Source organism: Paenibacillus profundus, assembly GCF_021369635.1.
In the GTDB taxonomy this organism is placed as follows: Bacteria; Bacillota; Bacilli; order Paenibacillales; family Paenibacillaceae; genus Paenibacillus_B; species Paenibacillus_B profundus.
Window position 1 is genome coordinate 239,420 of sequence record NZ_JAJNBZ010000001.1, and the last position, 21,935, is coordinate 261,354.

Annotated in this window: 21 protein-coding genes; 16 read left to right on the top strand and 5 right to left on the bottom strand. The window is 50.1% G+C overall.

Annotated elements, in window-relative coordinates; genetic code table 11:
• Nucleotides 1-205 precede the first annotated feature (205 nt).
• On the bottom strand, nucleotides 206-805 hold the full coding sequence (gene rpsD / locus LQV63_RS01085; RefSeq protein WP_019424835.1) for a 30S ribosomal protein S4: 600 nt from the start codon (nucleotides 803-805) through the stop codon (nucleotides 206-208).
• A 380-nt stretch (nucleotides 806-1,185) separates the two neighbouring features.
• Here rpsD and LQV63_RS01090 point away from each other — a divergent pair, with 380 nt between their 5' ends.
• From LQV63_RS01090 to LQV63_RS01110, 5 genes are all read left to right on the top strand, one after another.
• The gene (locus LQV63_RS01090; protein WP_233695376.1) at nucleotides 1,186-3,162 is read left to right on the top strand and encodes a sensor domain-containing diguanylate cyclase; all 1,977 of its coding nucleotides are present in this window, start codon (nucleotides 1,186-1,188) and stop codon (nucleotides 3,160-3,162) included.
• A 130-nt stretch (nucleotides 3,163-3,292) separates the two neighbouring features.
• Entirely contained in the window at nucleotides 3,293-4,117 is an 825-nt protein-coding gene (locus LQV63_RS01095; RefSeq protein WP_019424837.1) for a hypothetical protein, read from the top strand.
• A 109-nt stretch (nucleotides 4,118-4,226) separates the two neighbouring features.
• On the top strand, nucleotides 4,227-5,342 hold the full coding sequence (locus tag LQV63_RS01100) for an aminopeptidase (RefSeq protein WP_233695377.1): 1,116 nt from the start codon (nucleotides 4,227-4,229) through the stop codon (nucleotides 5,340-5,342).
• A 110-nt stretch (nucleotides 5,343-5,452) separates the two neighbouring features.
• A complete protein-coding gene (locus tag LQV63_RS01105; protein WP_019424839.1) occupies nucleotides 5,453-5,695 on the top strand; it encodes an HPr family phosphocarrier protein in 243 nt (80 codons plus the stop codon).
• 157 nt (nucleotides 5,696-5,852) lie between these two features.
• The gene (locus tag LQV63_RS01110; RefSeq protein WP_019424840.1) at nucleotides 5,853-6,140 is read left to right on the top strand and encodes a YlaN family protein; all 288 of its coding nucleotides are present in this window, start codon (nucleotides 5,853-5,855) and stop codon (nucleotides 6,138-6,140) included.
• Nucleotides 6,141-6,264: 124 nt separating this feature from the next.
• On the opposite strand, the gene cax is transcribed toward LQV63_RS01110, so the two are convergent.
• Nucleotides 6,265-7,347, bottom strand: a complete 1,083-nt coding sequence (gene cax, locus LQV63_RS01115; protein ID WP_051004567.1) for a calcium/proton exchanger — start codon at nucleotides 7,345-7,347, stop codon at nucleotides 6,265-6,267.
• A 150-nt stretch (nucleotides 7,348-7,497) separates the two neighbouring features.
• On the opposite strand from cax, the gene LQV63_RS01120 reads away from it, so the two are divergent.
• The gene (locus LQV63_RS01120) at nucleotides 7,498-7,884 is read left to right on the top strand and encodes an Asp23/Gls24 family envelope stress response protein (RefSeq protein WP_019424842.1); all 387 of its coding nucleotides are present in this window, start codon (nucleotides 7,498-7,500) and stop codon (nucleotides 7,882-7,884) included.
• Nucleotides 7,885-7,913: 29 nt separating this feature from the next.
• Here LQV63_RS01120 and ftsW read toward each other — a convergent pair whose 3' ends face one another.
• On the bottom strand, nucleotides 7,914-9,143 hold the full coding sequence (ftsW, locus tag LQV63_RS01125) for a putative lipid II flippase FtsW (RefSeq protein ID WP_019424843.1): 1,230 nt from the start codon (nucleotides 9,141-9,143) through the stop codon (nucleotides 7,914-7,916).
• A gap of 31 nt (nucleotides 9,144-9,174) precedes the next feature.
• A complete protein-coding gene (locus LQV63_RS01130) occupies nucleotides 9,175-9,516 on the bottom strand; it encodes a YugN family protein (RefSeq protein ID WP_019424844.1) in 342 nt (113 codons plus the stop codon).
• Nucleotides 9,517-9,760: 244 nt separating this feature from the next.
• On the opposite strand from LQV63_RS01130, the gene LQV63_RS01135 reads away from it, so the two are divergent.
• The 10 genes from LQV63_RS01135 to LQV63_RS01180 all read left to right on the top strand — a co-directional run bounded on the left by LQV63_RS01135 (nucleotide 9,761) and on the right by LQV63_RS01180 (nucleotide 19,678).
• Nucleotides 9,761-10,948 carry an amidohydrolase gene (locus LQV63_RS01135; protein ID WP_233695378.1) on the top strand — a complete coding sequence of 396 codons (1,188 nt, stop codon included), beginning with the start codon at nucleotides 9,761-9,763 and terminating at the stop codon, nucleotides 10,946-10,948.
• Nucleotides 10,949-11,066: 118 nt separating this feature from the next.
• The gene (locus LQV63_RS01140; protein WP_019424847.1) at nucleotides 11,067-11,492 is read left to right on the top strand and encodes a CBS domain-containing protein; all 426 of its coding nucleotides are present in this window, start codon (nucleotides 11,067-11,069) and stop codon (nucleotides 11,490-11,492) included.
• A 195-nt stretch (nucleotides 11,493-11,687) separates the two neighbouring features.
• Nucleotides 11,688-13,394 (top strand): DNA repair helicase XPB, encoded by a 1,707-nt coding sequence (locus tag LQV63_RS01145; RefSeq protein WP_233695379.1) that lies wholly within the window; start codon nucleotides 11,688-11,690, stop codon nucleotides 13,392-13,394.
• A gap of 61 nt (nucleotides 13,395-13,455) precedes the next feature.
• Nucleotides 13,456-15,327: a helicase-associated domain-containing protein gene (locus LQV63_RS31675; protein ID WP_233695380.1), complete on the top strand. Its 1,872-nt coding sequence runs from the start codon at nucleotides 13,456-13,458 to the stop codon at nucleotides 15,325-15,327.
• A 75-nt stretch (nucleotides 15,328-15,402) separates the two neighbouring features.
• Nucleotides 15,403-15,819 (top strand): YlbF family regulator, encoded by a 417-nt coding sequence (locus LQV63_RS01155; RefSeq protein WP_036705773.1) that lies wholly within the window; start codon nucleotides 15,403-15,405, stop codon nucleotides 15,817-15,819.
• A gap of 78 nt (nucleotides 15,820-15,897) precedes the next feature.
• The gene (locus LQV63_RS01160) at nucleotides 15,898-16,161 is read left to right on the top strand and encodes a YlbG family protein (protein WP_019424851.1); all 264 of its coding nucleotides are present in this window, start codon (nucleotides 15,898-15,900) and stop codon (nucleotides 16,159-16,161) included.
• Between the two features lie 192 nt (nucleotides 16,162-16,353).
• Nucleotides 16,354-16,791 (top strand): hypothetical protein, encoded by a 438-nt coding sequence (locus LQV63_RS01165; protein WP_019424852.1) that lies wholly within the window; start codon nucleotides 16,354-16,356, stop codon nucleotides 16,789-16,791.
• A gap of 178 nt (nucleotides 16,792-16,969) precedes the next feature.
• Nucleotides 16,970-17,884 carry a selenium metabolism-associated LysR family transcriptional regulator gene (locus tag LQV63_RS01170; protein ID WP_233695381.1) on the top strand — a complete coding sequence of 305 codons (915 nt, stop codon included), beginning with the start codon at nucleotides 16,970-16,972 and terminating at the stop codon, nucleotides 17,882-17,884.
• Complete coding sequence (locus tag LQV63_RS01175; protein ID WP_233695382.1) at nucleotides 17,881-18,834, top strand: PHP domain-containing protein; 954 nt, start codon at nucleotides 17,881-17,883, stop codon at nucleotides 18,832-18,834. The genes LQV63_RS01170 and LQV63_RS01175 overlap by 4 nt, the downstream gene beginning before the upstream one ends.
• Before the next feature lie 85 nt (nucleotides 18,835-18,919).
• Nucleotides 18,920-19,678, top strand: a complete 759-nt coding sequence (locus LQV63_RS01180; protein ID WP_233695383.1) for a hypothetical protein — start codon at nucleotides 18,920-18,922, stop codon at nucleotides 19,676-19,678.
• A 223-nt stretch (nucleotides 19,679-19,901) separates the two neighbouring features.
• On the opposite strand, the gene LQV63_RS01185 is transcribed toward LQV63_RS01180, so the two are convergent.
• The gene (locus LQV63_RS01185; RefSeq protein ID WP_233695384.1) at nucleotides 19,902-21,707 is read right to left on the bottom strand and encodes an Rqc2 family fibronectin-binding protein; all 1,806 of its coding nucleotides are present in this window, start codon (nucleotides 21,705-21,707) and stop codon (nucleotides 19,902-19,904) included.
• Nucleotides 21,708-21,935: the final 228 nt, after the last annotated feature.

Below are 21,935 nucleotides of genomic sequence, written 5' to 3' on the forward strand. Positions count from 1 at the left end.
AAAGCCTCAGTAGAGGTTTTCTCATCGTGAAGCGTCCCAGGTGCGAACTTCAGCAACTTGCCCTCATAGGTCTAACGAGATACACGTATGATGTGGGGGACCAAGAATGATACTGAGCAGATAATTATGCCATTGCGCACTAGTATAACGCAAAAAAATCGCCACCCTGCAAAGGATGGCGATTGTCGTCTTGCACGCGATAATCTTATCGGCTGTACAACTCGACGATTTGTTTTTCATCGATGTCTTGGGACAATTCACCGCGTTCAGGCAAACGTACATATTTGCCTTCTACAGCAGCTTCATTGAATTCCAAGTAGTTCGGCAAGTGATGGCGGCCTTCGATCGCCTCTTTAATCACTTTCAAACCACGGCTTCTTTCGCGCAAGCCGATAACGTCACCAGTAGATACGAGGTAGGACGCGATATCGACCTTCTTGCCGTTCACCGTTACGTGACCGTGAGCTACCAATTGGCGAGCTCCTGCACGAGAGTTGGAGAAACCAAGACGGTATACCAAGTTGTCCAAACGGCTCTCAAGCAAGAACATGAAGTTCTCACCCGGGATACCCGGCAATTTGGTTGCGCGGTTGAACAAGTTGCGGAATTGCTTCTCGCCCAAGCCGTACATGTGGCGGAGCTTCTGCTTTTCTTGCAATTGAACACCGTAACCGCTCAATTTCTTGCGTTGTCCTGGACCATGTTGTCCTGGAGGATACGCGCGTTTCAATTCTTTGCCTGTGCCGCTCAGAGAGATTCCGAGACGACGGCTTAATTTAAATTTAGGACCTGTGTAACGTGCCATATTAAAGTTGACTCCTTCTCAATCGAATTTAGATTGTGGGGTCTCTTTGCGCCGAATTTCATGCAACGCTGCAAAAAAGTGCAGCTCCGACACGAGGTTTCAGCCGCAGCTCGGCCGGCGATGAAATTCGTGAGGGTGACACAACAGCTTCTCCCATATACATCACATAATATTATAAGAAGAAGCAGCTATATGTCAAGTTTGAATTGCCCATGCTTCAAAAATCAATCGTTCGACAAATATCTTCAGCAAAAGGGTGCATCGTTCGACATAGTTCTTATGACCTAAAAAGTTTCGAAGGTTATGTTGATTTAGTACATTTTAATTGAAAAATATTGTATGATAGTTGGAGACTAACCTTTCTATAGAAGGAGAAGAGGATGACGGAACGTCAACTCCACCACCAGCAAATTGAATCAGAAACTACCGTCAAAGACTCGAACGATCCTTTCGAACTCGATTGCGAGCGTCGTGATCGACACCCAGAGTTAGACGGCTGGTTGCTGCAGCGCGATATCACCGTACATGATTTCCCGTATATCGAATCGCTGCTGCAGACTGCATACGAAGATTGGCGTGAAGATCTGCCCACGCATTCGCTCGTTGTTCAGGGTGATATAGCGCTTTACGACTATACCGGCAAGTGGATTGCCGGCGATTGCGAATTGCAGCATCATGACGACGCACGCGAAGCCGCGGAGTGTTCCCTGCGCGAGAAGCGAACCGTCATGTATGTAGGAACAGACAGCAGTCGCTATGCCGCTTGCCCATTGAAGTTACGATTGGGACAAGACTGCTTTGCGGTCGCTGTGTGCCGGCTGAACAAGCCTTCTGTCGATAGTCCCGAAGCGTTGTTAGAAGTATGGGTGCACACACTGCGAGCTCAATTCTATCGCAGATTTGAATATATGTTTATTGAAGAACTTATCTACACACAGCGTGCAGTGGAGCGCGAATCCAAACGACGCGATGTCTTTTATCATGTTATTCGCCACATGCATGATCGTATCGATGTGGATGCGGTCTTATCGCAAATTATGAAGAGCGTAGAGCTTCTTGTGCCGGAAGCTGGCATTGAAGTGTATTTATCACAGGATCATAGCAGCGTGAATCCGAAAGTGAAGACGCTGTTATTCAAGCCGTGGAGCGACCCGATTGTCATGGAAGCCTTTATGAAGGGGGAATTATGTTACCGCCGTTCCGATACAGGCGAACGTACAGAAGTGGCATTCGCTCTGTGCGGCAAGCAAGGCTCATACGGAGTGCTTAAGATAAGTTTTCCGATGGTGTCACCCGATCCGTCAGACATTCAGTTGATTCAGCTCATCGTCGAAACGGCAGGCACTGCCTTTGAGAACGCGCGGCTGCATGAACAATCGAACGAAGTGATACAGGAATTGCGTTTTATTAATGATTTGACCAAACGAATTAACCAGAGCTTGCGCTTGCGTGATGTATTCCATGATGCGACCCACGAATTGCTGCGGGTATTCAAGGCGGAATTTTGCGTGCTGCTGCAGTTGAATGATGATAAGAAGCGTTTTGAGGTTGTGTCGTGCAACTTGGACGAATTTGACGGTTCGCATTTCCCGTCAGATGAAGGATTATTTGGATATATGTATTCGATGCGGGATTCCGTTATCGTGTCCGACAGTAGAGATCAATCGCCGACACGTATGCATTTTTTTGAGAAGCTTGGCCTCCATTCCGTTATTGCCGCCCCTCTGTTCGGCAGCGGTGAAATGGTAGGCATTGTTGTGCTGGCGGACAAGCGACCGCAATTTTTCACCTATGATAATTTGAAATTGCTGCAAATGCTTGCTACGCACATCGGGCTTGCAATCGCCAATGCGACGCTGCACGCGCGCGTAAAGCATTTGGCGAATAAGGACCAGCTGACAGGTCTGTATGCGCGCCATTATTTGGACAAACAAATTGACCGGCAACAAAAGAGCGATTTTTGCGGTTCGCTCATTATTGTAGATATCGATTATTTCAAGCAAATCAATGATACGTATGGACACCAAATCGGTGATAAAATATTAAATCAAGTCAGTCAAATTATCCGCACCTCCATTCGTGAAACGGATATCGCTGCACGATGGGGCGGAGAAGAAATCGCCATCTATTTGCCTCAGCTCAATGTCAGCCAGACGATACGTGTTGCTGAACGGATTCGTTCGCGTGTCGCAAATGAGACCAATCCGCAGGTTACCGTGTCTTGCGGCATTGCGGAGTGGAATTGGCAGGACGAGAAAATCAGTGTCGAATCGCTGTTCTATCGTGCCGATATGGCCCTCTATCAAGCGAAGAACAGCGGGCGTAACCAGATTCGCATCAGCAATTCATATGCATAAAGCCAAATCGTGTGTGAGACGATAGTAGAGATGGGTCATGACCCATCTCTTTCTTATTTCGGCATAACATCGTGAATTGTTTAGAGCGCAATAGAAATGTAGCTTTACGAATGATGAAGGGTGGAGGCACATGCTACACAGATTTCCTCGATTTGAAAGAACGAAGCGAGCAACGATTTTGACGCTAGCTTCCATTCTGTTGGTGACATCGGGTACGGGATGTCTCCCGCCCTCAAAGACGCCACCGAATGTGCTGCTGGACAGAGCGTTAAGCGGGATGGCTGGTCAAGACCAGCTTCGCTTTGACGGAGAAGCTGAACTTCGGGTTGGAGAAGACATGATCGTCACGAAGCAGTTCCGCTATGAAGGAGAAGTTCGGCAGCATAAAGGGATTTACATGCGTCTCAGTCCGCAAGTGGAACACACGACGACAGAGAAACGATGGAATCCGCTAAAGCAGCTGGATGAGCTGAGAATGACTTCGCAGAAGAAGGTCGAACGTCTGTCACAAGCTCATGTGACAGCACAGGGAGCATCTGTGGAAAGCGGTGCATCGAAGGTGCCTGAAGCTCTGGGCATGCAAGCAAAAGATCTGATCCCGCTGGAAGTAATACTTTCCGACGAAGACGCCAAACGCATTTATTCCGCCCAAATTGAAGAAGACTTCAACCGCTTAGTTATTCCTAATGTGCAACTCAATCAAGTGAAGACATCGCTCAGTCAGCGTGAGCGGCAACAACTTGAGGCGAAGCTGACGACTATCGCACATGAAGGGCGGCAAGAACTGCAAAAACGGCTGAAAGCAGCGAAGGTGCAAGCAAAATATATGATATGGGTGGAGCGGCGCCAATCATTGCCTGCTTATATGGAGGGATGGATTACCGCTTTTTATACGGAACAAGAACAGCCGAGGAAAGAGACAATTCATGTGAAGTCCCGGTTCAGCTATCGGTAAATGGTATATGGCGATAACGAGTACTCGCGAATGCGCTGACTTCCCTGTACCATCATGTTACAATGAGAAAGGTTCGTTTTATTTTATACCGACCGAGGAGGAACGTAACATGAAAGACCCGCGATTGGAACAGCTGGCAAAAAACTTGGTTGGATATTCTATTGATGTGCAACCGGGAGAAAACGTATTGGTTGAGATGATTGGCTCGGAACGAGAACTGGTTAAATTAGTAGTAGATGAGATTGCGAAGCGCGGCGGCCGTCCGTTCGTGCAGTTGACAGATCGTGCTGTGCTCCGGTCCATGCTGATGAACGCTACGAAAGAGCAGATGGAAACATGGGCAGAGTACGACTTGCTGCGTATGCAAAATATGCAGGGGTATATTGGAATTCGTGCAGGAGAAAACGCGAACGAGCTGGCGGATGTGCCTAAAGATAAAATGAAACTATACGAAGCGATCTATTCCCATCCCGTACATATGGAAGAGCGTGTGAAGCGCACGAAGTGGGTCGTGCTGCGTTATCCGAACGCATCGATGGCTCAATTGGCCAACACGTCAACGGAAGCGTTTGAAGATTTCTATTTTGATGTGTGCAACTTGGACTACTCAAAGATGGACAAGGCGATGGATGCGCTGAAGACGTTGATGGATCGTACAGACAAAGTGCGCTTGGTTGGTCCGGGCACGGATCTGACGTTCTCCATTAAAGGTATCGGTTCGATCAAGTGCTCCGGTCAATGCAACATACCGGATGGAGAAGTATATACCGCTCCGGTTCGTGATTCGATTAACGGGACGTTATCCTACAATACGCCGTCCATTTATAATGGCTTTACGTTCGAAAATGTGCAGTTCCGCTTTGAAAACGGCAAAGTTGTGGAAGCGACGAGCAACGATACGAAGCGTCTGAACGATATTCTGGATTCAGATGAAGGCGCGCGTCACATCGGGGAATTTGCGGTTGGCGTCAATCCTTACATTTTGCACCCGATGAAAGATATTTTGTTCGACGAAAAGATTGCTGGCAGTATTCATTTCACTCCAGGACAAGCGTATGAAACGGCGGACAATGGCAATCGTTCGTCCATCCACTGGGATCTGGTGCTTATTCAGCGACCGGAGTATGGCGGAGGCGAAATGTACTTTGATGACGTGCTCGTGCGCAAAGACGGGCGGTTTGTCACTTCGGAGCTGGAGTGCTTGAATCCCGAACATTTGAAGTAGTCTAAATTTGCTGGCGTTTTAAGCGGATTATATCTTGCGCCCAGCATCTCATTCACGGTATGATGGAATGGTAGTATTGACAAGATTCATTCGATGACGGAGGGATTTCGATGTCCAATAACTCAGCAATTGTGGAAATCTCGCAAACAGCCAACAAATTCAGATCTTCGATTGTGTTGCAAGCCGACAACAAATACATTGATGTAAAGAGCATTCTTGGTCTGTTTACGACCCTCGTAGGCAACCAAGCGTATGAGCTTCACGTACACGGCCCTGATGTCGATGAAGCGAAGGCGGCAATGGCTGAAGTATTCGCTAAACATGGATTAAACGTTACAGTAGTAGCTGAATAACAAGTAGAGCCGGAACGACTCCGTTCCGGCTCTTTTGTATATCCAAGTTGTGCGAATGATCACAGAAGTTTGCCGAGCATCTTGTGTTACAAGTCATGATCGTCTAATATTAGAAATAGAACAATCGTGACTTCAAGTCATAGGGGGGAAATCAGGCATGTCTTCGTCGAATGTGGTACAACAGATTAATGACAAAGCGCTCGCTTTGCTTGAAGATGAGGCGCATCAAATAGAGAAGCTCATTCAAGTTCAGATGGAGAACTTGGCGACGCGTTACTGCCCTCTCTATGAGGAAGTGCTGGACACGCAGATGTATGGTTTTTCTCGGCAAGTGGACTTTGCCGTTCGGGCTGGCCTTATACAGGAGAACGTAGGCAAGCAGCTTGTCAGCAAATTAGAGCGCAACCTCGCAATCCTATATGAAGCTTTGAACAAGGCCGAGTAATAGCACAGTGAACGGAAAAATGCGAGTATGAACAGGACAAGAAAGCTTGGGACAATGAGCCCCAAGCTTTTTTTTATAGTATCCTCTTATAGAGGTTGTAAAAAGTCCGCTTTTGATCACGCACTTATACCAAGTAGAAGGATACACCCAAAATAATATATACGACGAGCAGGAGCAAGCCCTCATACCAATTCGTTCTCCCGTCTTGGGAAATGGACTTGGCGATAAATACCGCTACCCCGATGGCGACCATCTCGATAGTTGTGAAGACGATATCCATCGTATTGCCGAATAGAGAACTGATGAAGACGAGCACTGGCGCCACAAAGAGCGCAATTTGCAAGCTGCTGCCGATAGCAATTTCCACAGCGGCCCCGATTTTGTTCTTCATCGCTAACATGACCGCTGCACTGTGCTCCGCTGCATTGCCCACAATAGCGATGACGAAGGCCCCGACGAACAGCTCGGATAAGCCGAATTGTGAGGTGAATGTATCAAGCGTTTCTACAAGCCATTCGCTGACAAGTGCGACCATGACTGTGGAAATGACAAGAAATATAATCGACAGCTTCTTGGACCAGAGAGGAGATTCTTCCTCCCGCTCTTCTGCTCGTTCCGATTCGTCGGACAGCATGTCTTTATGCGTAATCATAGAGAAGACCAACCAGAGCAAATAGGCGACGATGAGAATACCTGCTACGACCAAGCTCAGCGTCTTCGTTCCTTCCGCGTTGATGGAATGCGTCGTGAAGAAAGCCGCCGGTACGAACAGCGCGATTACGGCCAGCAGCATTAAAGAACCATTCATCCCGGCTAAGTCCGCATTGAAGCGTTGCGTTTTGAATTTCAGTCCGCCCACGAATACGCTCAACCCGAGCACAAGCAGCAAATTTCCGATTATTGCTCCAGTTAAACTTGCCTTCACCATATCGAATAAACCATCGCGCACAAGAAAAATCGCAATGATGAGCTCCGCCGCGTTACCGAACGTGGCGTTCAGAAATCCGCCCAAGCGCTGTCCAGCATAATGGGAGACGCTCTCTGTGGCGCGTCCGAGAAATCCAGCCACGAAAATGATCGCAATCGCGGATATGACGAATTGCAGCGTCATGTTCCAATGCAAATAGTGCCCGGCCCCACTTAAAGCGAAGGCTACTATAAGAGGCACGAAAAATAATCGGTTACCCAGACCGATCACTCCTAACATGATCTTGAATTTTTTTGAAAACTTCCCGATAATAAATATATCCAACTGCTTTTCATTTGTAAACAATGGAAGAACCTTGAAAAGCGTTCGACGTTTGCTTTCATGTTCAGGGACCGCTACAATAAAGAGGAGATCGAAAGGAGGATGACGATGACAGAGGAACAATTAAACACACAAGAGGGTAATATTCGTATTTCTAACGATGTCGTCGCCACAATCGCAGGTCTTGCTGCGCTGGAAACTCCAGGAATTGCCGCCATGTCAGGGGGGCTATCCGAAGGTTGGGCCAAACGCCTAAGCGGCAAGAATGTGCAGAAGGGCATAACTGTAGAAGTGGGGCAACTAGAAGCCGCTGTAGATTTAAGAGTGATTGTTATGTATGGCATGCCGATTCAGGAAGTATGCCGACAGCTGCAATTAAACGTTCGTGAAGCGATTCAAAATATGACAGGTCTTTCCATCGTTGAAATTAACGTGAAAGTGGAAGGCGTTGCATTTAAAGATGAAGAGTTGGAAGAGATTCAACGGATTAAATAAGCACTCATGATTGGTAGACAGAAAAAAGACTACACAGGCCGCAGCGGCCGGTAGTCTTTTTTCTGTGATTGGGTTGTTGATTTGGACGCGGATTTTTTTTGCGGATGCACCCTGTTGTACTCCCTCGAGACACTGAGTAATATACCGATGCTTCCCAATGTAATAAATAACGAGGAGCCGCCATAACTGATAAGCGGCAGCGTAACTCCCGTAATCGGAATCGTGCGCGTCACCCCGCCGATATTAATGAATGCCTGAATCGCAATAATTCCGACGATGCCGACACTTACGAGCGTGCCATAAATGTCCGGGCAGCGGACAGCGATAAGAATGCCCCGCCAAATAAACAGCAAATAGACAACAAGAAAGATGCTTGTTCCGATAAAGCCCCATTCTTCTGCAATGATGGCGAAAATAAAATCATTGTATGGATACGGAAGATAGAGCAGCTTCTGAATGCTCTGTCCAAAGCCGGCCCCTGTCCATCCGCCATGCGCAATTGCCTTCAACGAGTGCAGCAGATTGTAGCTTGCTGCTTGCGTATCGTGAAAAGGGTCAAGCCACGATTGAATCCGGGCGAATTTGTAGCCGCCAGTCAGCTTGTCCGGAGAAAAAAGCATGCTGAGTCCGAGCACGACGAGCACTCCGGTCAGCCCAACCAGCATACAATTCATAATGTGCTTCAGGTTCGCTCCGCCAGCGATAACGATGACGCCTGCGCAGGCCGCCAAAATTAACGCTCCCCCCATGTCAGGCTGCAGCATAATAAGTCCGACGACGAAGCCGACGATAATCATGATGGGGAACAGCCCTTTCTTGAAATCGCGGAACTTCTCGCCTTTCTTTGTAATCAAAGCAGCGAGATACAGAACCGTCGCAATCTTGGCCAGCTCTGTCGGCTGGACGCCGATGGAACCGATACCGAACCAGCTTCTTGCGCCGTTAATATCTTTACCGATATAAGGGACGAGCATGAGCATAATGATTGTAACGATAAATAGAGGGATGAACAATTTTTTGTAGGCCGTATACCGGATATTCATCGCAATGAACATTGCAATAATGCCGATAACGGCCCACATTAGCTGACGTTTGCCAAAGTATAGTGCATCATGGTTGTATAGTTTTGAAACGGCAGCTAAGCTCGAGCTCGCGCTAACCACCATGACGACACCGAACCCCACGAGAAGCAACGTGAGCACAAGCAATAGAAAATCAGGCGTGCCTTTGTTGATGGGAGTCGGGTTCTCTCGTTTCATGGGTCTATATGTTCTAGTCAATGGAGAACCATTACGCGCTAAGCGCTTGCTTCAATTCATTCAGCTTCTGCGTAGCTGAATTGAGAATTGGCTGCGGAATCGGCGTGTCGTAATCCAATCCGTGCGGGAAGGAAGCACGACCCATGTAAACCGCTTCTACCGCCAGTATCGTGTCAGGCTTCTCCAGCTTGCCTTCCTTTACACGAGTGTTGATGCGCAGAAAGTATTCTTCTCCGTTGGCTTCAAATTTCAAGTCATATGTAGCACGGTAATATTCCCATTGCCAGCGTACAAAACCAATATCTTCTGTCACTTCGTCCAGATAAGCCAGGTCAGATTCGAGCCCGATAAGGCCGGAATTTTCGATAATCATGCACCTTTTCCTCCTTCAAATGATTGCCTAGCATTTAGTAGTTCGTATTCCAAACAGATCCTCATGATCCTCTTTATCATGATAGTATGTTTCCAAGTCTTGTGCAAGACATCCCTTGTCCCTCGCGGCATGATTTGGCCTCATATGTTGGCAAACCGAAAATGCGTCGTCGCAACGCACAGGCGTATGGTACAATATAGAAAATGAATCAATGCACCGAATGGCTAGTTAGGGGGGAGAGAGTGTGACACGTACGTTCGTATCTCATTGGAAGAAAGCGCTCACAGCGAACTATGAGCAGACCATTGCTTGGCGGCGTCATTTGCATCAATATCCGGAAGCTTCCTATGAGGAGCGGGAGACAGCCCGGTTCGTGGCTGACCATTTGATATCGTTCGGCATTGATATCCAGAGGGGTGTCGGCGGTCAAGGCGTGGTCGGCGTCATTCAGAACGGAGAAGGACCGGTCGTCACTCTGAGGGCGGATATGGATGCCCTGAATATGCAGGACGAGAAGGACTGCGCATACCGCTCGAAGGTACCGGGCGTGATGCATGCATGCGGTCATGACGGGCATACAGCCGTCCTGTTGTCCGTCGCCAAGGTGCTGGCGGAGCATCGGGACAACTGGTCGGGAGAAATCAGATTCCTGTTCCAACCGGCTGAAGAAGTCAGTCCTGGCGGAGCGCAGGCGATGATTGGCGATGGAGCGATCGAAGGCGTGGACAGCATGTACGGCGTGCACTTATGGACGCCGCTGCAAGCCGGTGTAATCGCAACGCGCACGGGTCCGATGATGGCGGCAGTGGACGATTTCTTTTTGACGATATACGGCAAAGGCGGACACGGCGGCATGCCGCATGCATGCATCGATGCGGTTGTGGTAGGCGCAGCACTGGTGCAGCAGCTGCAGACTATCGTAAGCCGCAACGTGTCCCCGCTGCAGCCAGCCGTCGTATCCGTAGGGTCGCTGCAGGCAGGGATGACCCAGAACGTCATTGCGGATCACGCGATATTGAAGGGGACAATTCGCTCGTTCGATTCGACGACCAGGAAGCTTCTGCGGGAGAGATTCGAGAAAGTAGTAGAGCACACGTGCGCCATGTACGAAGCTCACTATGAGCTTGAATATCGCGTCGGATATCCGGCCCTCATTAATGACGGCGCGGAGGCCGCCCGCGTCATGCGCGTCGCGGAAGCATGCTTCGGTGCAGACAAGGTGCAGGAGGCGGAAATGATTATGCCTGCCGAAGATTTTGCCTATTATCTGAAGAAGGTTCCAGGCTGCTTCGTGCTCGTCGGGGCTGGCAACGGGGAGGAAGCCCGCTTTCCGCACCATCATCCGAAGTTCGACCTCGTCGAGTCTTCCATGCTCACGGCGGGAGAACTTCTTCTTACATTGGCATTGGATGCATTGCAGGATACAATATAAATGGTAAGGGCATAACTTTGGTTGATTCGGGCATCCTATGCATGCATGTTCAAAAAGGTCACTTTTAAATGGAGTTTTTTTTGAACAACCTCTAGCTAGCGTGAATAGGAGAATGATTATGCCAACGGTTAAAGATGTAATGACATCGCAATGTGCGACTTGCACAGCAGCAGACAATATTTATGAAGCCGCCGTGTTGATGAAACAGTATGATACCGGATTTATTCCTGTCGTTGACGGGGAGCGGCTGCTTGGTGTCGTCACCGACCGAGATCTAGTCATTCGTGGCGTGGCAGAGAAACATCCCGGTTCTACCCGGATCAGCCATGTCATGACCGAAGAAATTGTCTCTATCGATCCGGACATTTCCATTGACGAGGCAGCGGAGCTGATGGCAGAGCAGCAAGTGCGACGCTTGCCGGTCGTCAAGAATGGCAAGCTGCTCGGTATTGTGTCGCTTGGCGACCTTGCCGTGCGGACTCCGTTCTCAGATGAAGCGGGTCAGGCGTTAAGCGAAATTTCGGAGTCTCCATATACCCATTAAGTGTGTGTTCAAAAGGTCGCTTTTCAACACAAGATTCGATGCCGAATCACATCTTGAGCAGCTTCGTGATCAAAAGGGGACTTTTTAACAACCTCATTAAGACTTGGACGACAATGCGTGCAAGTTCATCCTGTCCCTTTAGGGAGGGATGAACTTTTTTTCGTTCTAACGCTGATAAGGCAAAGGGGGATGGTCATGGGAAACGTTTCGTTCATATTGGCAGTGCAGCAGGACTTGACGATATTAGTAAATGAGCAAAGTCCGGATTATGCCCATATTCGGGCAGCTTTGCAAGGATTTGCGGAACTGGTGAAAAATCCGGGGGGCATACATACGTTTAAAATGACGCCTATCTCTTTATGGAATGCGGCGGCGAGCGGCAAGACGACAGAAGACATTGTACAGTTGCTGGAACGTTATTGCTCCTATCCGATCCCGATGAAGGCGAAGCAAGAAATATTTATGTGGATGGGACGCTACGGCTTGTTCGTTCTAGAAGGCGAAGACAAGGAAGCATATTTGACGCTTCATTCTACAGATGAGCGGGTGCTGGAGCGGTTTATGACTGATCCCGAAGTCGGGGTTCTCTATTCTGGCAAACCGCAGTGCGGTCGGATTGCAATTCAGGCGAAGCATCGGGGCAGACTGAAGCGGGCACTCGCCAGAGCAGGCTATCCCGTTATCGATAAGGTAGGTTTCCATGACGGAGAGCCTTTATCTTTTCGACTGGCTGGCAATGGCGGATTTCGACTGCGTCCATACCAAGAGGCGGCGGTGCAATCATTTATAGGAAGCGGCGAGCGTGCGGCAGGAGATGGGGTCGTCGTGCTGCCTTGTGGAGCGGGCAAGACGATTGTCGGCATCGGTGCAATGACGAGCTTGCAAAGCGAAACGCTTATCTTGACGTCCAATACAACGTCAGTAAAGCAGTGGAAACAAGAAATTTTGAAATGCACGACATTAAAAGAAGAACAAATAGGTGAATATACGGGGGCGGCGAAGAAGGTGCGTCCCGTAACGATCTCCACTTACCAAATGATGACCTACCGCCAACAGCAAAATAGCGAATGGCATCATATGCGCTTGTTTCATGAACGGGATTGGGGTCTCATTATATATGACGAGGTCCATTTGTTGCCCGCTCCCGTCTTCCGTACGACGGCTGATCTTCAAGCGACACGCCGCTTAGGATTGACGGCAACGCTTGTTCGGGAAGATGGATGCGAGCGCGACGTATTCTCATTAATCGGGTCCAAACGATATGAACTGCCGTGGCGGCAGCTGGAAGAGGCGGGGTGGATTGCGCAGGTCGTCTGTACAGAGGTGCGCGTGCCGCTTACCGAGCAGGGGCGCAAACGCTATAATCAAGCGGGTGAACGGGAGAAAGCGCGGATTGCCGGTGAAAATGAAACGAAGGCTGAGACGGCCAAGCATATTCTTGAGCGTCATCCCGGTGTGCCTGCATTAGTAATAGGGCAGTATTTGACCCAATTAAAGGAATTGTCAGAGGCGCTGCAAGCGCCGGTGCTGACCGGACAGACTCCGCAGGAGGAACGCGAACGCTTATATTCGCAGTTCAAACAGGGTGAGATTCAAGTGCTTGTCGTCTCCAAGGTGGCTAATTTTGCCGTTGATTTGCCAGATGCGACCGTGGCCATCCAAGTATCTGGCAGCTTCGGCTCCAGACAAGAAGAAGCGCAGCGGCTTGGCAGACTGCTGCGGCCGAAGTCGGATGGACGGAAGGCCTATTTCTATACGCTCGTGAGCGAAGAGACGAAGGAAAGAGACTATGCCATGAAACGCCAATTGTTTCTAGTGGAACAGGGCTATCGTTACCATATTGAGAAAGGGGAGGAACAACATAAATACGTGGCAGCTATTCCAGCGGACGGAACCGGTTGATGATTACCAGCCCCGGCAGTACTGGATGCGGTATGCAGAATGCCCGGGCGAGATCGTAAGGGTGTTTGCATCACTAAGCATGGCGCTGCGTTCGTCTTTTACGATCATGCTGAGAGAAGCGGGACCGCTCCCGTTTACATTTGACACGCTTAGGAGCTGGCATGGTCCCGAAATGCCAGGTGCAATGCTGCAAATGGCGTGCAGCCCGTTGATGGACCTTGGTCTTCTCGCCAGTGTTCGCAAGACATGGGGAGAACGCATGCTATTTATTCCGTCAGATGTGTACGAGCGGTTATTGGGTTATTTACTCGAACAGCAGCATCTTCAGCCAACGACCGTAGTGATCGATGAGGCCCTCCTGCAACCGATCGGCGGGGCTATTGAAGTCGGCTCTTCCATCGAAGCGGCCAAGGGGCTGCCGCTCGATATGTTTCACTTGCTTGTGTTCGCCATGAAGGAGGGACTGCCCCTCACTTCCAAAGGGACGCTTCATAAGCGGGCCATCTCACGGCTCGCTGCGCAATTCAGGACGGATGAGTCGGCTCTCTCTAGCTTCGGGGTGAACTATCCGTTCGCAGACACGCTTCCGCTTACCGTCGCGATCGTCATTGATATGGCGCTTCGATTCGGACTGCTGAACAAGGAAGCGAACCGTTATGTCGTGAACGAAGCGGAAATGAGAGTATGGTTGCATCGCACCATTCAGCAATGGCTGGATGTAATCGCGCAAAATTTGGTGGAGCATTACGTGACGGCGGAACCGCGTGTGCGGCATATGATTCACGCCGTCCTTGAACTCGGACGTGGAACAGCGTGGCATCCGGACAGTGAAGTGATAGAGCGGCTTCTTGCGATGGGCTGGCTTGCGAATGACGAGTCACAGCGAGTCCGCAATCGTGAACTCATCCGGACGTGGCTCCGGGCTGCACATGCAGTCGGTCTGTGCGATGTTGGGGCGAGTGGCGAGGATTGGGTGTTTCGCATCGTGGAACGTGATGCGGAAGCGGTAGAAGGGGGCTTCTTCGTACAGCCTGATTTTGAAATTGTGCTCCCGTCCGATACACCGTTCGTGCTGCGCTGGGAGCTTGAGGCGTTTGCCGAAGCACAGAGCTCTGATCAGATGGATATTTACCGGTTGACGAGGGGCTCGTTCGAGCGCGGCATCGAGCAAGGTCGGACGAAACAATCGGTGCTGTTATTTTTGGAGAAGCATGCCTGGTCTGGCGTGCCCGAAAATGTTCAAGATGCGCTTGAACTGTGGAGCCAGCAATACGGGCGCGTCCAATTCGCCGAGGTCGTTCTGCTGCGATGCGCCGACAAGGATGCTGCGGACATGATCAAAGAGGAATTGGCCAGTGCTGAGCCGTATGCACAGTGGATTCAACCTATTGGCGAGCAGGACTTCGCAGTCGATCGTCATCATATTGCCGAGTTGTCGCGATCATTAGAGCGAATCGGTCTTTCTCCGCTGCAACGCTGGGAAGGAACGGAGGAAGATGCGGGTCGTATGGCCCAAATATGGGAGGACGAATATACGTCAATCCCGCTTGAACAGGAGGGCACAGCGAAAGGGATGGTTTACAGCCCTTCCTCATTGCAGTATTATGAAATTGAAACCGAATCGCTGGGTGGGGACGAAATCTCGTCGTCGTTTCACGATGTACCTAGTTTGTGGACGAAGGCGCTTCGGCCTTTCCATGAATCTACGAAGAAGGACATGGTGACGACCGCCATCCAACGGCAGCTGCAGTTGGAGGTAGAGCGTGCGGGCGAATCCGTCCTCCTGCTTCCTGTATCGCTGGTGGTGACGGATGATGGAGCGTGGAAGGTGGAGGCGCATATTGTTGCCGGTCCGTCTTCATCCCAACTTCAGCTTCTGTCAGCGAGCGAATGGGAACAAATGAGACTGATATTGCCCGATGTGACGATTTGAGCGTCCGACCTTACAACTATATACAGAATTGAGCGTGATAACGTGCCTGTAGAAAATGTTGAACCCGCTGTCGATATGGCCGTTCTGCTCACAAACGCTTACGAATTGGGAGATATGATTAACCAGTCGGCGGAAGTTGCCGAATATTTATACTGGAAAGAACGTGTCGATAGCAGCGAGGCAGTCAAAGACCTTGTGCGCGAATTCTCCCGCAAGAAGGAGAGGTTTGAAGAAGCGGAACGATTCGGGCACTTTCACCCTGATTATCATAAGGCCCAGGAAGAAGTGCTCGCCGTTCAAAGCCAGTTGGATGCCATAGAAGAAGTATCTTATTTCAAGCAAGCCGAGCAAGCGGTGGATGAACTGCTGCACCGTTTGTCTGAGACGATCGCATTTGCGGTATCAGATACAATTAAAGTTCCTGGCAATGATCCTCAACCATCCGGGGGCTGCGGCAATGGTTGCAGTGGCAGTTGCAGCAGTTGTTCGTAAAGGAATCACACGCACTTATAGTGTGTGATCAAAAGGGGACTTTTTGAACAACCTCTTATTAGGAAAGCGAGGAAAATCATGTTTCCTGAACGCACAGGTTTTATCATATGGGTAAGTGACGTGAAAGCGGCACGAAATCTGGAAAAATACGGAGCGCTCCATTATATTTCGCGTAAAATGCTGTACGCTGTGCTCTATGTCAACGCAGACCGGGCGGAAGACACGCTTAAAAATGTACGACGTCTCAATTATGTAAAAAAGATAGAGAGATCCTACCGCAATGAGCTCAAAACGGAATACAGCAGCGAAGTTCCGGATAAGACTCGCTTTTACGGAATGTAAAGGACAAACCAAACCGTCTTCTTTCAAACATTACTGAAAGAAGACGGTTTTTTTTGCTTGAATGTTAAAGTTTACCTAAATTCTGGTTTAATATGTTATGCTAAACTTGAGAACGAAGTGAGCTTCATGTAATATAATGGGTAAATATACATAGACAAAAAGACCTAACGTGGTGGAGAGTGGAGGTATCCAGTGAGAGACAAGGTAATGGAGCGATGGAGCACATATGAACCTTTCTATGTCTTGTTAGGCGATCAGAAAGTGGCGGATATCGTCATTACAAATCACGCCAAGTCCCGCTGGAGCGACCGGATCGCGAAAGAGGAGGCGGATGCCGAATCGATCGCCGCGTTTATGTGGGATTGTCTTAAGCAAGAACGGATAGCGTCCTATTATCGCAATGAACAAGATGTTTATTTGATCGATGAAGACATTGTGGTCGTAGCTGAGTTTGCCCAATCCGATCGGGATTTTGATCTAACTGGTGAACCAATGGTCAAAATGATCGTCGTTACATTCCTCGGCAAAATGTCGGAGACGATGGAGTTGCGTGATTTGAAGACGTACTACTCTTGGTTGCGACATACGAGACGCATGACGCTGGTCAAGAACAGCCGCAAGCATAAATAACGATATAACGCTATAACGCTAGAGCCGTTTCCAATAGGGGAGACGGCATTTTATTTCTTTGATAACGAGTCATTATGATGGAACATCATTGGATGAAGCAGCGTGAAGCCGTTTCGATTTGCCCGCTCTTATGCGTTATAATACATATACTTAAGGCTTGAGAGAGGATGAAGGGCGGATGGGGTTGAATTTTCACCAGCTTCATATATTTTATAGCGTAGCGACGCGAGGGAGCTTCTCTGCTGCTGCGCAAGCGCTGCACATGACGCAGCCGGCGGTGACGATGCAAATCCAAGCGCTGGAAGAGTATTTCGGAACGAAGCTGCTGCATCGTTCTACGAAGAAGCTGCAGCTTTCTGAAGCTGGACAGAAGCTTTTTCCTTATGCGCAGCGCTGTCTAGAGCTTGTTCGTGAGACAGAGGAAATGATGTCGAACTACACGCTCGATCTGCAGGGGAAGCTTGTGCTGGCCGCTAGCTTGACGATTGGAGAATATGTGCTCCCCCATGTGCTCGGCACATTCGCGAAGCTGCATCCGCAGCTCGATATTCATCTCCGAGTTATGAATTCATCGCAAATCGCTGAAGGAATTCGTTCGCAGCAGCTCCATCTCGGCCTTGTCGAGGCGCCGGTAGCTGATACCGATATTAGCTTGGAGCCGGTCATGGAAGATGAACTGTTGCTCATCGTGCCAAGAGAGCACCCGTTGGCGCAGACGAACGAAGTGGAACTGCAGGACGTGTTGACGTATCCGTTCGTTCTGCGGGAGCAAGGCTCGGGTACGCGTCTCGTTATGGAAGAGGCTTTGCGCGAGCAAGGAGTGCACCCAGAGCAATTGCAGGTTGTGATGGAGCTCGGCAGTACGGGAGCGGTCAAGTCGGCAGTGGAGGCCGGAATTGGCGTGACGATGCTCTCGCCTTCAGTCGTAAGGCATGAGCAAGCGCTTGGCTTGGTGAAAGCTGTCCGGATTCAGCATATTCGTATGAAACGCCAATTTTATGCCGTGCATGCGCAGTCTGGACTGCTATCGCTGCCGGCGACTACATTTCTTACATTTCTGCGAAATAGGCAAGGAAAGGGGTTGCTGCAATGACACCATTTTTCGATGGACCCGAGTCTATAGCAACGAACGATGCTTCATTACTATCGACAGAAGGGCTTGAGGGGTCTCCCGCCTCAGCAGGCGGCGCCGATCTGCACAGTCATACGACATCTTCTGATGGGATGATGACGCCGGCAGATAACGTCCGCCTTGCCTGCAAGGCGGGGCTTGAGGCGCTTGCGATAACAGATCACGATACGGTTGCCGGGGTGAAGGAAGCGCTGAAGGCTGGACAGGAATACGGCGTGCGCATTGTGCCAGGGGTTGAGATTAGCACGGTGGAGGACGGAATTGATATTCATGTGCTCGGTTATTTCATGAATATTGAGGATGAGCTGTTCCTAGAGCGCTTGGCCAGCCTGCGCGCCATCCGCGATCGGCGCAATGACATGCTCGTGGCCAAGCTGACCGAGCTGGGCATACCGCTAACGATGGACGAAGTCATCGCTGAATTGGGGCGCCCGTTGTCCCCAGGCGAGACGGTAGGACGCCCCCATATTGCCGATGCGCTTGTACGGCGCGGAGTGGTGCGCAATATGCAGGAGGCGTTTGAGCTTTATCTTGGCACCGGCGGAAAGGCTTACGTCAACCCGCCGCGTATACGCCCGCACGAGGCGGTGGCTTGGATACATGCGGCCGGAGGTGCCGCTGTGCTCGCCCATCCGGGCTTGTATGGGTCGGATGAATTGGTGGAGCGCATTGTGGGAGCTTCGCCTTGGGACGGCATAGAGGTGTGGCATTCTGATCATTCGTTAGAGGACAGCAAGCGTTACGGCGTTCTGGCAGCGCGTTGCGGGCTCATTATGACAGCAGGATCGGACTTCCACGGCGCTCGCCGCGGCGAAGTGTTCCATGGGGCGCTGGGCGGCCGCCGGGTCGGAATGGAGGCAGTGGAGCGGCTTCGCAGCAAAGGCGACAAGTATAAAGTAAAGGGATTATAGTACACAGGAAGGCTAAATATCGTTAAGGAACGCCACGAAATTCTAACTGTGATTGCGTTTTACTGGGAGAGGAGGGGCGAAATTATTGAATCAACAACATTTCGATCCCAATGTTCTATCTGAACGGCAGCTCTCAAATGAGAAGCTGATACGTGACCGACGACTTTTTGTAAAAGCGGCTATTTTGTATGCCGTGTTGTTCATACTCAGCATCCGATTTCCCCACGGATATACTTGGTTCGAAGGAATAATGAATTGGCTCGGCATCCCTACCGTATTTCAGATCGGGAATAATACGAGAATAATTCTAACCGGACTTCCCCTATTGATTGGGGTAATCGTGATGTTGCGGATGCTTGCCCGCTCCTTGAGCCGCAAGCGGGTGCGGATCGGCATTATGGCATTCCTGCTGCTGGTGTGGGCGCCGAATTATGCGGTCAACTTGTATCAGACTTGGTTCGGAGAAGGGATCTACGCGCTTCAGTTCGAACAGACTATAGGCAGATGCCAATTACAACACGGAGTTGCGTACTGGAAAGGGGAATGCAGCCTAAAGGCCGTTAATTACGAGTCGCGGACGGTGCGAGCTTATGTGACTCTCCACGCAGATGATCTGGACGGAACGCACGCTTCCTTGAAGGAACTTCCGCTCGGCGAGGTCGATTTCTCTCCTGGACATAGTGTAGCGGTAGTCAAAGTCCATCTGCCGGATTCTGAAGCTAACTCTAAAAATTCCACAAATGTTGCTGTTTCCAGCACGATATTATTCCAGCAAGCAGTCGTGACGGATGGCAAGCGTGTCCGCAATTTGTCAGACACGCGGTGGCGCAGAGCCGATACATGATCAGTATGCTTCGCAAGACGTAGGGTGGGCGAAGCAGAGCTGCTATCATAATTTAAGGCTGTCGAAACTCTCTCGACAGCCTTGCTTTAGCCTGACATGGAGTCAGGCTTATTATTTTTTGATTATCAATGGCTGCTCTGCAATTCTTTTGTTGCACTTGAGCTGCGATATGCAGTTGAGTACCGGATGGGCACGGTCCGACAGTGAGCAATGTTTCGCGCTTTTATCCCCCGGACTTCATCGTGACCGGCATTTGGTCGATTCGCTTGCTGTCCGGCGTGATGAACAGCGTCTTCTGCCGTTCATAAATGACGAATCCGGGCTTCGCTCCATTCGGCTTGCGGACGTGGCGAATCAGCGTGTAGTCGACAGGGACTTGGCTTGAATTTTTGGCTTGGCTGAAATAGGCGGCAAGCTGCGCCGCTTCCTCTAGTGTAGTGTCTCCGTATTGCTCGCTTCGAATAACGACGTGCGATCCTGGGATATCCTTCGTATGCAGCCACGTATCGTTCGGCTTTCCTAGCCGATTGCTTACATATTCATTTTGCAGATTGTTCTTGCCGACATAAATCGGAATACCCTCTGACGAAGTAAAGCAATGCAGCGTAGGGCGGCTATCCTTCTTTTTACGTTTCCCCTTGCGATTGCGATCGCGCAAATATCCTTGCTCGACAAGCTCCTCCCTTATTTCCTGCGCGTCCTGCACGTTCGCCTCACTCAGCTGCAGCAGCAGCGTCTCGAAATAACGATTCTCCTCTTGCGCCGCTTCCATCTGCTCTTGCACGACCGCAATGCTGTTTTTCGCTTTGTTATATTTTTTAAAATACCGTTGAGCGTTATCAGAAGGTGACAGCAGCGGGTCGAGCGGTATCGTTATCGTTGCGCCGTTCTCATCGTAGAAATTGAGGAGATCCACCTCTTTGTCACCCTTGGAAATGGTGTGGAGCGAGGTGAACAGCAGCTCGCCCATAATACGGTGGCGATCTGCGTCTCGGGCCTCATGCAGCGTCTCGGAAAGCTTCTCCAGCTTTTTGGTATTCTTCGTGCGCTCCTGTTGCAGGAAGCGGGTTAAGTCTCCGACCCGTTGCTTGATCATATCCCGTTCCGCTTTGTTCCCGTAGAAGGCTTCTATACAGTCGCTCATCGACTCGAACGTCGACGCAATGCCGGAAATATGCGTCAACGATACTGCTGAGAAGTAGGTTTTGCCATGATCGTCTTCGACAAGCGTAGGCATATAATGATGCTCGCGAATCTCATTCATGAGTCCAGCAAAAGCATTCCACAGAGACTGGATATTCGACTCGGTCGTGAGGCTTTCCTCGCGCGCGAGGCCAGAGCGAAACACAATCTCTTCAGCCAAACGGGGGCTAATGCCAGACATGTGCTGGACAAGCCATTTGGAGCCGGTCATGTTCACCCGCGTCTGTTCGCTCTCTTGCGCTTGCTCGTTCTCCTGTGTGTCGCTTTCATTGTTCCACAGGGAACGGAACTGTGACTCGCTAACCGTCAGCGGATTGGACTTATGCTGCTCGGGAGGCGCCGTATAAACAAATCCAGGCATGACGATGCGATAACTGCTGATGGCCGGCGTGACATGGTGTATGCCGTCGATGATCGTTGTGGCCGATGGATCGAGCAGGATGACGTTGCTGTGTCGTCCGGTCAGCTCCACGACGAGCGTCTTCACGGACTCATCTCCGAGCTCGTCCCGCTGGCGAATTTGCATATGGACGACGCGCTCCATGCCGACTTGTTCGACACGCTCAATAATGCCGCCTTCGCAATTTTTCCGCATCAGCATGCAGAACATTGGCGGTTCTGGTGGATTGGAGAAGGTTTGCTCCGTGAAATGAATGCGTGGATAGGTCGGATTGGCGGAGAGCAGCAGCTTGCGATTTTTGCCGGCTACCCGCATGTGCAGCAATAAGTCGTGATCAGTCGGTTGATAAATTTTATGAATGCGTGCGCCGATCGTCTGCTGCAGTTCATGAACGATTGCGCGGGTTACGATTCCATCTAAAGACATAATAGTTCTCCTATCTATCGCCTCTGCGATCCAATGGATAAGTACGTGTTCAAAAAGGGATGACCCCTATAAGTGCTGCTGGGCAACCAGAGCAGGACTCATACGGATGGGACTGCATCCCTTAATGTTGGAGCTATCTCCTATGATGCCATATTTTTGCGCAAAACTTAAGCACTGGAAGGAACAATGGGATATTTTTAGACTCGTCCGAATAGATTTAGCCTAAAG